Raw genomic sequence first — 14,621 nt, forward strand, 5'->3', positions numbered from 1 at the left:
GGTTTTTTTGTATGTAGGAAGAGTCCCAATCGTGCCGTCGCGTGTATGCCTTCGTCTTGAACCCGCTCTTAGCAGGTGGGTGCCCTGTTCCAGGTTTCTGTAAGTCCTCGTGTGAGAGGCATTTACGCGGCCCGAAAACTCGTGCTCCCGAAGGATAGATGTTAGGTCAAAACTTCAGGTTAAACAACGAACACATCAGGACTCTTCAGCTGTTGATATTATATTACCACACACTTGAGGCAATTTCAAGAATCTAGGGTGTTAGGATTCACTGGTTTTTTTTAACATTAAGCGATAGATGTAATTCCTCCATTTGGGCGCCGCTTACTGCATCAGGAGCGTTCATTAAAAGGTCACTTGCGCTTGCTGTTTTTGGGAAAGCGATCGTATCGCGCAAATTGGTTCTGCCTGCAAGCAGCATAACCATCCTGTCTAATCCGAGCGCAATGCCTCCATGAGGCGGCGTGCCATATTCAAAGGCTTCTAGCAGAAATCCAAATTGTTCATATGCTTGTTCTTTTGTGAAACCAAGCACGGAAAACATTTTTTCCTGGATATCTCTTTCAAAAATCCTCAGCGAGCCACCGCCAAGCTCATATCCGTTCAGAACAAGGTCATATGCCTGTGCTTTTACATTGGCTGGGTCACTCTCAAGCTTTGGCAAATCTTCGCGAACCGGCATGGTAAAAGGATGATGTGCAGCGAAATACCGGTCTGCATCTTCATCGAATTCCAATAGTGGCCAGTCTGTTACCCAGAGAAAATCGAATTTGCTCTGATCAATCAAGCCAAGCTCTTTTCCTAGGTTCAGACGCAAGGCACCTAGTGCATCTGCCACGATTTTTTTCTTATCTGCTACGAATAACAAAAGGTCACCGGAAGAGACGTTCAGCCGGGCTTGAATTGCAGCCTGCTTTTCTTCGTCAAAGAATTTTAAGATCGGCCCCTTCAAGCCATCTTCTTCTGCTTTCAGCCAAGCCAAGCCTCTTGCTCCATATACAGCGACTAATTCAGTCAAGCCATCTATATCCTTGCGCGAGTAATTTGCTGCTGCGCCTTTGACATTGATCGCCTTAACTTGGCCTCCTGCTGCTACTGCCGCTGCGAATACCTTAAACTCACTATCCTTCACTAAATCGGAAAGATCGACAAGCTCCATGCTGAAGCGTGTATCCGGTTTGTCCGAACCGAAACGGTCCATTGCTTCCTGGTAGCTCATCCGCGGGAATGGCAATTCCACTTCTATTCCCTTTACATCCTTCATGACTTTTTGCATCATTTTTTCAGTTAGACCGATGATCTCTTCCTGGCTCATGAAGCTGGTTTCGATGTCAATTTGCGTGAATTCCGGCTGGCGGTCAGCACGCAGATCTTCATCGCGGAAGCATCGGGCGATTTGGTAATAACGTTCAAAGCCGCCAACCATCAACAGCTGCTTGAAAATCTGGGGAGATTGTGGCAGAGCGTAGAACTCACCCGGATGCACACGGCTTGGAACGAGATAATCCCTAGCACCTTCAGGTGTGCTCTTTGTTAAAATTGGTGTTTCAACATCCAGGAACCCTTCGCCGTCCAGATAACCACGAATCGCTTTGGTCACCTGATGCCTCATCTTAAAGGTCTCGAACATGACCGGCCGGCGTAGATCAAGATAGCGGTATTTCAAACGTACATCTTCTGATACATTCGTCTTGTCTTCAATCATGAACGGTGTTGTTTTCGCTTCATTGATAATAGTCAGTTCCTCAACCTGCACTTCGATCGTTCCTGTTTTCAGGTTTTCGTTTACGCTGCGTTGATCGCGAGCAAGGACGGTCCCTTTCACATCAAGTACGTATTCTGTTCGGACCTTCTCGGCAATGGAAAGCGCCTCAGGTGACACTTTAGGATTAAACACAATCTGGACAAGACCGGTTCTGTCCCGAAGGTCGATAAAAATCAACCCTCCCAAGTCACGGCGCTTTTGCACCCACCCTTTTAGTGTAACCGTTTCGCCGATTGCCTTTTCTGTTACTTCCTCGCAAAAATATGTTCTTCCAAACATCTAAACTCCCCCACTATCTGCAGATTTCCTTGAATTTTTCAATAAAGCTCTCAAGCGGTACTTCGATCTGAACTCCGTCCGCCATCGACTTCAGATTGATTTTCTTTTCTTTCAGTTCATTTTCCCCTAAAACGGCCACGTACTTGGCGTTGACCCTGTCCGCAGCCTTGAACTGAGCTTTGATTTTCCGGTCAAGATAATCGCGTTCTGCCGAGAAACCAGCCATTCTTAGCTGGTGAAGCAGACCTACCGTATAATCTTTTGCCTCATCGCCAAGTGAAACGAGGTAACAATCGATTTCTTCCTTGACCGGAAGTTCAGCTCCTTCTGCTTCAAGTGCCGCAATCAGCCTCTCTACACTTAATGCAAAACCGATCCCCGGTGTTTCCGGACCACCGATTTCCTCGACCAAGCCATTGTATCTTCCTCCGCCGCACAGCGTGGTGATGGCTCCGAAGCCTTCCGCATTGCTCATGATTTCAAATGCGGTGTGGTTATAATAATCCAAACCGCGCACAAGATTGGCATCCACTTCGAATTCAATTTCCATGTCTGTCAGAAAGGTTGTAACTTTGTTAAAATAGTTCCTTGAATCATCCGTCAAGTAATCGATAATCGATGGTGCTGACCTCATCAGCTCGTGATCACGGTCCGCTTTGCAATCAAGGATGCGCATTGGATTTTTTTCAAGGCGATTCTGGCAGTCCGTGCAGAATTCCCCAATCCGCGGTGAAAAATGGGTAACTAGTGCCTCTCTGTGCGCTGTACGGCTTATCTTATCTCCGAGGCTATTAATCACCAACTTCAGCTTTTTCAGGCCCAACTCTTGATAAAGTCTCAACGCAAGTGAGATTACTTCGGCATCGATCGCTGGATCGGCACTTCCCATTGCTTCTACGCCAAACTGGACAAATTGACGGAAGCGTCCTGCCTGAGGACGTTCATACCGGAACATCGGCCCGATATAATAAAGCTTTACTGGCTGATTTGGATTACCAAACATTTTATGCTCGACAAAAGAGCGGACAGCGGCTGCTGTTCCTTCCGGGCGCAGTGTAAGGCTCCGGCCGCCTCTGTCGGTGAATGTGTACATCTCTTTTTGAACGATATCTGTCGTATCGCCAACGCCTCGCTGGAACAAATCTGTATGTTCAAAAATTGGAGTTCTGATCTCCCGATATTGGTATCTTTCGCAAAGTTCTCTTGCTTTCGTCTCTATCAGCTGCCATTTTTCCGAGTCGCCTGGCAAAATGTCCTGTGTTCCGCGTGGAATTTTGATTTGATTTGACAAAGTTCATCCCTCTTTTTCATAAGTTCTTTATGTATGAAGAAAAAAATGCAAAAAAAGCCCCCGATCCCTTGCTATAATAACAAGGGACGAGAGCTTATATTCCCGTGGTGCCACCCTAATTGAAGCGCCTATTGGCACTACCTCTTTAACAGTTAACGCCTGCGACGTCTTCTCCTATTGACGGCAAGAGCCGATGTTCAGAGAAAACCCTCCGGAGTGTTCATTCACCAGGTCATCATGCAGAAATGCTTACAGCCAAGGCATTTCCTCTCTTTCCATCTGTATCCCGGCTACTAATTCCCCTTCAACGGTATGTTTTCCGTATGACATTTTATTTATATTATAATACGGAGTCCAATTAGCAATGTCAAGCACAATTCAAGATCGCTCCAGCTGTTTTTTTAGTTTCCTCACGTCACGGAGAGAAAGTCCGAATTCTGAAGCCAATTCCACGACATGAGAGTTTTGTTCTTTTTGGGTAAAATCGTGGAAATCCACTCCAAATAACTGATTTTCACCGGTCGTTGCAGAAATTCCTTTATCACTGAACCGCATGATCTCACCTTCCAATCGTTTCTTGCCTATTATTCTTCCCACCCTTCGATCATTTTAACTGCTTTTCACTTATTGATTCTCTATTAATTCCGATAAAAGAAAAAAGTCTTCGTGATTTTACCGGTAAATTCCGGTACTATATTTTTAGAACACTTTTAAATAGAGGGAGGGAGATCATGCCCAGAAACAAAATGGTTCCTGTCATCCTTTGCCTTATGCTTTTTTTTGGGAACCTGTCTGGCTTGGAAACGGTCCAAGCAGATAATGGCAGTGTATCGATCACTGCTACAAGTCTTAATGTCAGGAGTGGTCCTGGACTGAGTTATTCTGTTACAGGGTCCGTGAAAAAAGGTGAAAAATTCCCAATCATCAAGGAGGACGGCGATTGGCTCTACCTTCGCCTTAGCGACAGCCAATACGGCTGGGTGGCACAATGGTTCACTTCAAGGGAAGCTGTTAAGCCCATTGTTTCGCAAGATCCAGCTGCCAATTTGGGAAGCGTTACCGTTGATGGCCTGCGGGTAAGGAAAGGACCTGGAACCAATTATGAGGTGATAGGCTACTTTGCTAATGGTCAGACGATCGAAATCCTCCATTCAAAAGGCGATTGGGCCGAAGTTCGAACTTCCGCTTTACAAGGCTGGGTTTCCATCGAGTACATAGACTCAAAAAAGAAGGAACCGACGACACAATCAAAAAAACCTGCTGAATCAAACGGGACGGTCACCGCCACCTCCCTGAATGTAAGGGAGAAACCATCGTTAAACGCCAGCAAAGTTGGCCAATTAAACAGTGGAGCAGTCGTTCCCGTCCACTCTCAGTCCAATGGCTGGGCTGAGATTACTTATGGCGGGAAAAAGGCATGGGTAAGCGCTGATTACTTGAAGATCAGCGGAACACCTTCTTCAGGCAGTGGATCCCCTGCTCCTGCAGATCAATTCACGGGTACGGTAACTGCATCCAACCTGAATGTCCGTAACCAAAATTCACTGAATGGCTCTGTGATCAGTTCGATTTCCAAAGGGCAAACCTTTAAGATTCTTGAGGAAAAAAACGAATGGCTCAAAATTGAATATCAGCCTGGGAAAGCAGGTTGGGCTGCCAGCTGGTTTTTTGATATCAAGAAAGATGGATCTTCAGTGGTGTCCAGTAAACCAATAACAAATAGCACAGTTTCGATGCTTCATAATGGGACAAACATCCGTAAAGGCCCAAGCACAGAAACACCAGTAGTTCTCCGCGCCGATCAAGGAGACAGCTTCCAAATAGTAAGTGTCGAAAACGATTGGTATAAAATCACTCTTGCAAATGGACAAACCGGCTTTGTCGCAGGGTGGATCGTCTCCGTACAGGGCAATGCACCTAAAATAGAAAAGCCTGGTGCAGAAAAGCATACTAAGAATAAAACGGTTGTCATTGATCCCGGGCATGGCGGCCGTGACAATGGGACAACTGGTTTAAGAGGATCTTTGGAGAAAACACTCACCTTGAAAACAGCACAGCTTCTATACGAGAAGCTCCGAGCTGCTGGAACCAACGTAATCCTAACTAGAAATAATGACCAATACATCTCACTAGGATCCAGAGTCAGCACGTCCCACTATCATAACGCAGATGCTTTTATCAGCCTTCACTATGACAGCATCAATGACAGAACCGTCAGAGGGATGACCACTTACTACTATCACGGAAAGCAAAAACCCCTTGGTGAACAAATCCACTCCTCGGTGGTAAGCAAAACGATGCTGAAAAACCGCGGGACTCGCGTTGGCGACTATCATGTCATCAGGGAAAACAGCCAGGCAGCCGTACTGCTTGAATTAGGCTATCTTAGCAATCCAGCGGAAGAGATGCTCGTAAACACCCAGCAATACCAGGAAGCCGTTACCAATGGTATATTCGAAGGGCTAGCTCGCTATTTTAAAAATAAGTAAAAAAAAGCAGGGATTCCGCTTTGGGATCTCTGCTTTTAACGCGGATTCACTTGCTATCGAGAATCAAAGTAACCGGACCATCATTGGTCAATTGCACGTCCATCATGGCGCCAAAAACACCCGTTTCCACCTTCAAGCCTTTTTCAGCAAGCAATCGGTTGAATGCTTCATAAATTGCTTGTGCATGGTCAGGTTTTGCGGCATCCATGAAGTTCGGACGGCGGCCTTTGCGACAATCTCCATAAAGCGTAAACTGAGAAACAGAAAGAACCTCTCCGCCGACATCAAGCAGGGAAAGATTCATCTTGCCGGTTTCCTCTTCAAATATTCGTAAATTCGCTGCCTTCTCGGCAAGGAACGCAGCATCTTTTTGCGTATCCTGATGGGTAATGCCCACTAGGATGACCAATCCATTATCAATCGAGCCAGTCACTTTTCCATCAACTGTCACTTTGGCTTCTTTGCTTCTCTGAATTACTAACCGCATGATCATTCTCCTTGCACACTACTATCCTTGGTCCCTTATTCCGATTAAGCAGCAAAATTAACTCATAACCCTTCTAACCGCGTAAATATCGGGTATTTGTTTGATCCGGTCGACAACTTTTTGCAGATGGCTGACATTCAGGATGGCGATCGACATATTAATCGTAGCCATTTTATTTTTATCTGATTTACCGGAAACGGCAGTAATATTCGTCTTCGTTTCATTGACGGCATGCAGTACTTCGTTCAGCAAGCCTCTGCGGTCGTAACCGCTGATCTCAATATCGACATTGTATTCCTTCCGGTCATTAAGCGCTGTTTCCCATTCAACTGGGATCAGTCTGGCTTGAGCATCCTCTGTGTGGATGTTAGTGCAGTCGGAACGGTGAACAGATACACCCCTGCCTTTTGTGATGAAACCTACAATATCATCCCCAGGTACTGGATTACAGCAACGCGAAAGCCGGATCAGCAGATTGTCGATGCCAGATACCCGCACTCCTGATTCCCGTTTCTTTGCAGGCGTGAACGATTTAAGCTCGGAAACGGCATTCGAAATATCCTTTTCTTGCTCAAGGTCACGCTGCTTGCGAAGCTTTTCCGTCAGCCTGTTCGCTACCTGGAGCGCGGTGATGCCGTTATAGCCAATCGAGGCGAATAAATCCTCTTCATTGCTAAAATTGAATTTCTCTGATACCTTTTTAAGGTTCTCAGAAGTTAGGATTTCTTTGACTTCAAAATCCAGATTGCGGATTTCTTTTTCTAAAAGCTCCCTGCCTTTTTCGACATTTTCATCTTTCTGCTGCTTTTTAAAAAATTGGCGAATTTTGTTTTTAGCCTGAGAGGTTTGCGCTAGCTTTAGCCAGTCCTTGCTTGGTCCGTAAGAATGTTTAGACGTAAGAATTTCAATGATATCCCCTGTCTTCAGCTGGTAATCAAGCGTGACCATTTTGCCATTCACTTTTGCACCAATCGTCTTGTTGCCGATTTCGGAATGAATCCGGTAGGCGAAATCGATTGGGACGGAACCCGCAGGCAATTCAATGACATCGCCTTTCGGGGTGAAAATAAATACCATATCTGAGAATAAGTCTATTTTAAGAGACTCCATAAACTCTTCGGCATTCGCCGTATCATTTTGAAATTCAAGAATTTCCCTGAACCAGGATAGCTTCGTTTCAAAATTAGAGCTATCAGCAGGTTTGCCTTCTTTGTAAGCCCAGTGTGCAGCGACGCCGAATTCAGCGATTCGGTGCATTTCATCTGTCCGGATCTGGACTTCGAGCGGATCCCCTTTAGGACCAATGACGGTAGTGTGCAGCGACTGGTACATATTCGGCTTGGGCATCGCAATATAATCCTTGAACCGTCCAGGCATTGGTTTCCAACAAGTATGGATAATTCCCAGAATCGCGTAACAGTCCTTAATGCTGTTGACTACAATCCTTACTGCCAGGAGGTCGTAGATTTCATTGAACTGCTTGTTTTGCAGCACCATTTTGCGATAGATGCTGTAAATATGCTTTGGCCTACCCGAAATTTCAGCCTTGATGGAAACTTCTTTCAGCCTTTGCTTCACTTCTACGATGACTTCCTCCAGATACTGTTCGCGTTCTGCCCGCTTCCTTTTCATCAAATTAACGATTCGGTAGTATTGCTGCGGATTCAAATAGCGCAAGGCCGTATCTTCAAGCTCCCATTTGATCTTCGAAATACCGAGCCTGTGAGCGAGCGGGGCAAAAATTTCCAGCGTTTCATTGGAAATTCTGCGCTGCTTTTCACTTGGCAAATGCTTCAAAGTTCTCATATTATGAAGACGGTCTGCAAGCTTGATCAAAATGACACGAATATCCTGTGCCATTGCCACAAACATTTTCCGGTGATTTTCTGCCTGCTGTTCCTCATGTGACTTGTACTTAATTTTCCCCAGCTTCGTGACCCCATCTACAAGCATCGCCACTTCGTCGTTGAAGGCCACTTTTAAATCATCAAGCGTCACATCCGTGTCTTCGACGACATCGTGAAGAAAACCGGCAGCCACCGTTGCTGGATCCATCTCAAGGTCAGCAAGGATGCCCGCTACTTGAATCGGATGGATTATATACGGTTCTCCCGACTTCCTGAATTGATCGTGATGAGCCTTTTTGGCGAACTCATATGCCTTCCTAACCAATTCAACATGTCGATCATTTAAATATAATTTTGTACAGTCAATGACTTGTTCAGCTGTCATTACCTGGTCATTCGCCATAGGATCACCTAATTTAAATTTCTATATATTTTAACCCGCTTTGAAGATTACCAGCGGGCACAGAGAAAAAATGACATGTACAAGAAATCCTTTTAAATACAATAACTATTCTTATAAGGATTGTTACTATTATCAAAGAAAAAAGCAAAGATGTAAAGAGAAAGGGAGATAATTTACAGCAAAAATTAAAAAAATTGTCGAAAGATCGTCCATTTCCGCTATTAGGATAGCTATTAGGATAGAGGGAACCGTTCCCATTTCCCTTTTTTAAACGGCTTGTGTTAATTTTCGTTCCTGGGCTTCGCTGACACCTCCGAAAAAAGAAAAGGCACCCCGCAAGGAAGCGCCCGTGTGATTAAAATTCCATTAGTGTGAGTACATCATAGCCTTCAAGCTTTTTGCGGCCGTCCAAATAAGTAAGTTCAATCAGGAATGCGATGCCAGCTACGATTCCGCCTAGTTCTTCCACTAGCTTGATCGTTGCTTCAATTGTTCCTCCAGTGGCGAGTAGGTCGTCGGTAATCAAGACCCTTTGTCCTGGCTTGATAGCATCTCTGTGAATCGTTAACACATCGCTGCCATACTCTAGTCCATAATTGACTTTGATGGTCTCGCGCGGAAGCTTCCCATCCTTCCTTACTGGCGCAAAGCCTACCCCATGTGCATAGGCAACCGGGCAGCCGATAATAAAACCGCGGGCTTCCGGACCAACTACCAGGTCAATTTGTTTATCTCGGGCATAGGCCACAATTTGGTCTGTTGCATATCTATAGGCATCGCCGTTGTCCATTAAAGTGGTGATGTCCTTAAAGTTAATGCCAGGCTTTGGCCAATCGGGAACGATTGTTACGAATTGTTTTAAATCCATCGAATAATTGCCTCCTCATTTTTCACCGACTCTTGAACGAATTGGTCTAGCCAATTTTTCAATTGCTCATATGATGAATATAGCAATTCGTTTTCAAGAGTGAATGCTTGCACCTTGTGCTGATATGTTATGGATTCAGTAAGATCCCTTTTCGGGACATTTTCTTTTAGTGAAATAAACCCATTGTTTATTTTAACAAAATCTAGTTCAAAAAACACCTGTGACATATATTCTACAGTCTCTTTTGTCCATCCCCGATACTTGGCTAATTCAGTGCCATATCGTTTTAGATCGAAAGGGCCTTTTTTGGCAAGAAAACTGTAAAACCATTTGAAGTGATCCCTCGTCGGCAATGTCGTAAAGAATTCACCGTTTTCTTTATGAAAATAAACATAGATTCTTCCGGGACTCTTTTTCATAAATAGCCTTTTGAGAATATCTTTGTTAGGAGGCAAGTCCAAAAGGACGACGAATGAATCGTTTAACTCCATCTGCTCCGCCTGTTCGTTGCTCGTTACAAGCTGCAGTGAATCTCCGATGATTGGCGAAAACGTATTGGCCAATTCAGCATGAAAATAGATCCAGTGAACAGGCTGGTCGTCTGGAATCATGGCTGGGAGCTTTTCGATATTTCTTGAGTTTCTCCTATCAAATAGCTGCCAGGATCGGACGGCCAAATCCTTTAGGAAAATCTGCGGCTTTTTGATATTGTTCCATTCGTTGATGGATAATTCGCCAATGACCGAGAGCTTAGAGCTCGGCGAAATATGATCATGCAAATAGCCTAAACCGAAGCCGATGCCCTCAATAAGACTGCCATCCTCTTCGAGCGCCAGTTTGAGATGGGATTGGTCAGCCCCTATTTTCCTGATGGTCGAAATATTCGCCCCCTCAATCAGCACCTTCGGTTTTGGATTGCTGACACCGTATGGGGAAAGAAGGCCAAGTTCCTTAATCGTTTCAATCGTAATCTCTTGGACAGGCAAATTGGCATCCACATGGACAATCGGAGTGAAATCTTCTTCCTTCAACTGCATTTTTGCCCGTGCATTCAGTCGGGACCTTAATTCCTCTACATCCTTAAGTTCCAGTGTCATCCCAGCAGCCATAGGGTGCCCGCCAAAATGAGGAAGGATATCCCGGCAGGTTGATAGGTTTGCAAAAAGGTCAAAGCCGGCAATACTTCGGGCAGACCCCTTTGCGAGCCCTTTTTCCTCATCAAAACTGAGCACAATCGTTGGCCGATAATACTTTTCTACGAGTTTTGAAGCTACAATTCCAATAACACCGGCGTTCCAGCCTGCCTTGCCAATAACAAGAACGGAATTATCTTTTATTGGATAGTGTAACTCCACCTCAGCAACTGCTTCTTCCGTAATTTTGGAAACGATAGCTTGGCGTTCGCTGTTGATCGAATCAATTTCCTTGGCGAGCATCATTGCTTCTTCCGGTTCAGACGTCATCATTAATTGCACTGCAGGATCTGCACTGCCTAATCGGCCAGCAGCATTAATACGGGGCCCGATCATGAATCCAATCGTTTCTTCATCAATTGATGACCGGTCCGTTTTGGCGATCTTAAGCAGTGCAATTAAGCCCGGTGTCTGGCTTGTCTTTAATTTTTCTATTCCTTTTATGGCGATCAGTCTGTTTTCGCCTAGCAAAGGAACTAGATCGGCAATCGTCCCGATTGCAGCAAACTCCAGCAAATGCTCAGGAAGTCTTCCTAGCAAAGCGTGAGCCACCTTGAATGCTACACCAACACCAGCCAAATCTTTGAAAGGATAATTGCTTTCTTTTAGTTTTGGATGAATGATAGCAAACGCATCAGGCAAAACCGGACCCGGTTCATGATGATCCGTTATAATCAGATCGATGCCTAAATCGCTGGCAATATTTGCTTCATGAATGGCAGCAATCCCAGTATCGACTGTGATAATCAGCCTGATTCCGTTCTCTGCAGCCAAGCTGAACGCCTTTTCATTCGGGCCATACCCTTCTGTAAAACGGTTCGGAATATAATAATCTACGTTCGCTCCCATTTCATGTAGGGCTTTCATCATGACTGTTGTACTGCTGACACCATCTGCATCGTAATCTCCAAATACCCAGATCGGTTCCTGTGTTTCTACTGCCTTTTTGATCCTTTCAACTGCTTTCCCCATATCGTTCAACAAAAAAGGGTCATGAAACTTGCCTTTTTGTGCATATAAAAAATACCGGGCATCTTCCACGGTATCCAATCCGCGATTGACTAGCAATGTAGCAGTCAAATTCGTTATCTTCAGGTCTTTTGCAAGGGACTCTATTTTGATGCGGTCCGATTCCTTGATGATCCACCTTGATTTTGGTTTTAACATACGTTCACCTCTTAGCCTTTTCATTATACAAAAGCATGGGCATGGTTTCAATGACAATCAAGGATAATCGACTTTTTAATTTCGCAAAAGGAAACACCAAATACAAAAATGGCAGCCTTTTTCAGGCTGCCATTTTGCGAGATATCAATGAATATCTTGAATTTGTTGTTCTTGTTCTTGTTCCAGCGGAGTTGATTCCTTTTGAGCTAACTGTTCCTCTAATGACCTGTTTTGCTTTTTCAAAGTCTTTACCTCACGTTGAAGGACAAACATTCTGAACAAGCCTACTGAACCAACAATGATTCCACCCATCAATACTGAACCAAGAATGATGAGAATCAGCGGCCACTTTGCTTGGCCAAATAAATAATTCACCGTTACCGAGTCGACATTGATGACAGCAAAAACGGCAACTATTAATGCAAAAGCAAGCCCTAGCAGCAACGTCCATTGAAACTTCATGTATTTCCCTCCCTTTTATTTTCTGTAATCTTCTCGCGAACTGTTCAATCTATCCGGCCAACCATCTGGAAAAAAGCCGAGAATTTTTGTTCATCCTTACACTTGTGGCTCATCTGAATAGACTTTCTTTTCCTTATAAGTCTTAATGGTGCCCTTCTTCTTAAGTTCTTTGTTCTTCCATCCATACCATAGCTGAGCAGCAAGGAAAACGGATGAATAGGTACCGGAGATCAGCCCGATTAATAACGCAAACGAGAAATTCCATATTGAGTTACTCCCAAAAATCAGGAGAGCTATTACAGTAATTACAACAGTGAGAACCGTGTTGACTGAACGGCCAAGCGTTTGACGCAGCGAAGAATTCACAATATCTTTAATTTCTTCAGATGTTCTCAAGCGTTTCTTTTTCTCCATATTTTCACGCATGCGGTCGAATGTAACGATGGTATCATTTATCGAATAACCGACGATGGTAAGAATCGCTGCAATGAACGTTATATCCACTTCTAGTCTTGTAATACTAAAAACAGCAATAACAAAGAATGCATCGTGCAGCAAGGCTAAAATTGCCGCGATCGCCATTTTTGCTTCAAATCTGACCGTTACATAAATAATGATTCCGATTGCAGCAATGACCAATGCAATCATTGCATTTTTAGCCAGCTCTTTTCCAATGGTAGGCGAAACTGTACCGATATTTGGTTCTGATCCGAATTCTTCTCTCAACTGCGATTTGAGGTTGGAAATTTCCTCTTTGTTTAAAACATCTTTAAATCTTGCTACTCCAATTTCCCCATTATCTCCTGAGATTACGATATCGTCCGTCACGATATTTGCCTTAGCAAGCCCTGTCTTTACCTGTTCAGTAGTCAGCCTGCTGTCAGATAGAATTTCAACTCTTGTTCCGCTGGCAAAGTCAATACCCAAGTTCAACCGGAAGGCAATCACGACAACGATCCCAATCCCGATTAAAATCGCCGATGCAGTAAAATACTTTTTGCGATGTTTCACAAAATCGAATCGATCAAATTTTGTTTTAAGATCAATCGGATCCAAACCTTCGGAAAGTTGATGAACTTCTTCTTTCTTTACACCAAACAGCCAGAGTTTATTGTTAAACAAACCACTGTTGACTAATAGTCCTAGAAATAGTCGAGTAGCATAAACGGCCGTAATGAAGCTCGCAAGAATGCTAAGGATCAACATGGTTGCAAAGCCTTTTACTGAGCTTGTCCCATATGCAAACAGGACAATTGCGGCCAGTAGTGTAGTCAAGTTCGCATCCAAAATGGTCGATAATGAGCCCTTGCTTCCCGCTTCGAATGCTGCCTTGATTTTTCTGCCTACTTTTATTTCTTCTTTAATGCGTTCATACGTGATAATATTGGCGTCTACTGCCATCCCCACTCCGAGGATCAAAGCTGCAATACCTGGTAGTGTCAATACACCATTCATCCAATCAAATATCAATAAGATTAGATAAATGTAAATCGATAAGGTAACAATTGCCACCATGCCAGGCAAACGGTAGTAAAACAGCATGAAAAGGAATATTGCTGCAACGCCAACGATGCCAGCTAAAATGGTTTGATTTAATGCTTGTTCACCGAATTTGGCGCCAACGGATGTGGAATAAGTTTCTGTCAGATGAACCGGCAGGGAACCCGCGTTAAGGAGGGACGCAAGCTGTTGTGCCTCCTCAATTGTAAAGGTACCGGTGATTTCCACATTCTTTTGATTCAGGATTTGATCTACATTAGGATTAGAAAGAAATTTAGGGTTTGGTTTCATTCTTTCTTCTTTGTAGGAATCCTTGCCTTCTTCAAAGTCCAGCCAGATGATCAGTTGATTATCAGGTGCCATATCACGGATTTCTTTTGTGACTTTCCCGAATTGATCTCCATCTTTTAACGTGATTGAGATGCTTGGTTTGTTTTGTGAGTCAAAGCTTTGCTTCGCCCCATTTTCCTCCAGATCACCGCCATCCATCATGACGCGGTCGTTCACGTCGCGGAAAGTAAGATTCGCTTCTGTAGAAAGGATTTCTCGTGCCTTATTTTGATCCTTTACCCCAGCTAGCTGTACTCGAATCCGATCTTCGCCTTCTATTTGAATGTTCGGTTCGCTTACACCAAGAACGTTAATCCTTCGTTCCAGTGCGTCCGCAGTACTTTTTAAGGTTTCCTTGTCGACTTTTTGCCCTTCTTTTCCATTAAGCGGCGTCACTTCATAGAGCACTTCAAAACCACCCTGCAAATCAAGGCCAAGGTTTATATTCTTCAATATATTCTGAGTTGTTGCACCCATGGCGCTACCAATGAAAATAATCAGTAAAAAGAAGGCCAAGATGCGGCTGCGTTTTCCCATTAT

10 protein-coding genes, 1 other RNA gene and 1 other annotated feature are annotated in these 14,621 nt (G+C 44.2%); of the genes, 1 reads left to right on the plus strand and 10 read right to left on the minus strand.

What is annotated here, in order from left to right:
- Positions 1–18 precede the first annotated feature (18 nt).
- From ssrS to J2S25_RS13340, 4 genes are all read right to left on the minus strand, one after another.
- A non-coding RNA gene (gene ssrS / locus J2S25_RS13325) (6S RNA) lies at positions 19–205 on the minus strand.
- Between the two features lie 63 nt (positions 206–268).
- A complete protein-coding gene (aspS, locus tag J2S25_RS13330; protein ID WP_307192119.1) occupies positions 269–2,044 on the minus strand; it encodes an aspartate--tRNA ligase in 1,776 nt (591 codons plus the stop codon).
- Positions 2,045–2,057: 13 nt separating this feature from the next.
- Positions 2,058–3,335: a histidine--tRNA ligase gene (gene hisS / locus J2S25_RS13335; RefSeq protein ID WP_241768524.1), complete on the minus strand. Its 1,278-nt coding sequence runs from the start codon at positions 3,333–3,335 to the stop codon at positions 2,058–2,060.
- 79 nt (positions 3,336–3,414) lie between these two features.
- Positions 3,415–3,652: a binding site (T-box leader), on the minus strand.
- Between the two features lie 61 nt (positions 3,653–3,713).
- Complete coding sequence (locus tag J2S25_RS13340) at positions 3,714–3,890, minus strand: hypothetical protein (protein WP_044395278.1); 177 nt, start codon at positions 3,888–3,890, stop codon at positions 3,714–3,716.
- A gap of 176 nt (positions 3,891–4,066) precedes the next feature.
- On the opposite strand from J2S25_RS13340, the gene J2S25_RS13345 reads away from it, so the two are divergent.
- The gene (locus J2S25_RS13345) at positions 4,067–5,824 is read left to right on the plus strand and encodes an N-acetylmuramoyl-L-alanine amidase family protein (RefSeq protein WP_044395280.1); all 1,758 of its coding nucleotides are present in this window, start codon (positions 4,067–4,069) and stop codon (positions 5,822–5,824) included.
- Positions 5,825–5,870: 46 nt separating this feature from the next.
- On the opposite strand, the gene dtd is transcribed toward J2S25_RS13345, so the two are convergent.
- From dtd to secDF, 6 genes are all read right to left on the minus strand, one after another.
- The gene (gene dtd, locus J2S25_RS13350; RefSeq protein ID WP_044395282.1) at positions 5,871–6,311 is read right to left on the minus strand and encodes a D-aminoacyl-tRNA deacylase; all 441 of its coding nucleotides are present in this window, start codon (positions 6,309–6,311) and stop codon (positions 5,871–5,873) included.
- Positions 6,312–6,368: 57 nt separating this feature from the next.
- On the minus strand, positions 6,369–8,561 hold the full coding sequence (locus J2S25_RS13355; RefSeq protein ID WP_307192120.1) for a RelA/SpoT family protein: 2,193 nt from the start codon (positions 8,559–8,561) through the stop codon (positions 6,369–6,371).
- Positions 8,562–8,916: 355 nt separating this feature from the next.
- Complete coding sequence (locus tag J2S25_RS13360; protein ID WP_044395286.1) at positions 8,917–9,429, minus strand: adenine phosphoribosyltransferase; 513 nt, start codon at positions 9,427–9,429, stop codon at positions 8,917–8,919.
- Positions 9,420–11,789, minus strand: a complete 2,370-nt coding sequence (gene recJ / locus J2S25_RS13365; protein ID WP_044395292.1) for a single-stranded-DNA-specific exonuclease RecJ — start codon at positions 11,787–11,789, stop codon at positions 9,420–9,422. The genes J2S25_RS13360 and recJ overlap by 10 nt, the downstream gene beginning before the upstream one ends.
- 144 nt (positions 11,790–11,933) lie before the next feature.
- Entirely contained in the window at positions 11,934–12,251 is a 318-nt protein-coding gene (locus J2S25_RS13370) for a LapA family protein (protein ID WP_044395294.1), read from the minus strand.
- A gap of 96 nt (positions 12,252–12,347) precedes the next feature.
- A complete protein-coding gene (gene secDF, locus J2S25_RS13375; RefSeq protein ID WP_044395296.1) occupies positions 12,348–14,618 on the minus strand; it encodes a protein translocase subunit SecDF in 2,271 nt (756 codons plus the stop codon).
- Between the last annotated feature and the right edge of the window lie 3 nt (positions 14,619–14,621).

Source organism: Mesobacillus stamsii, from assembly GCF_030814065.1.
Lineage (GTDB): Bacteria > Bacillota > Bacilli > Bacillales > Cytobacillaceae > Mesobacillus > Mesobacillus stamsii.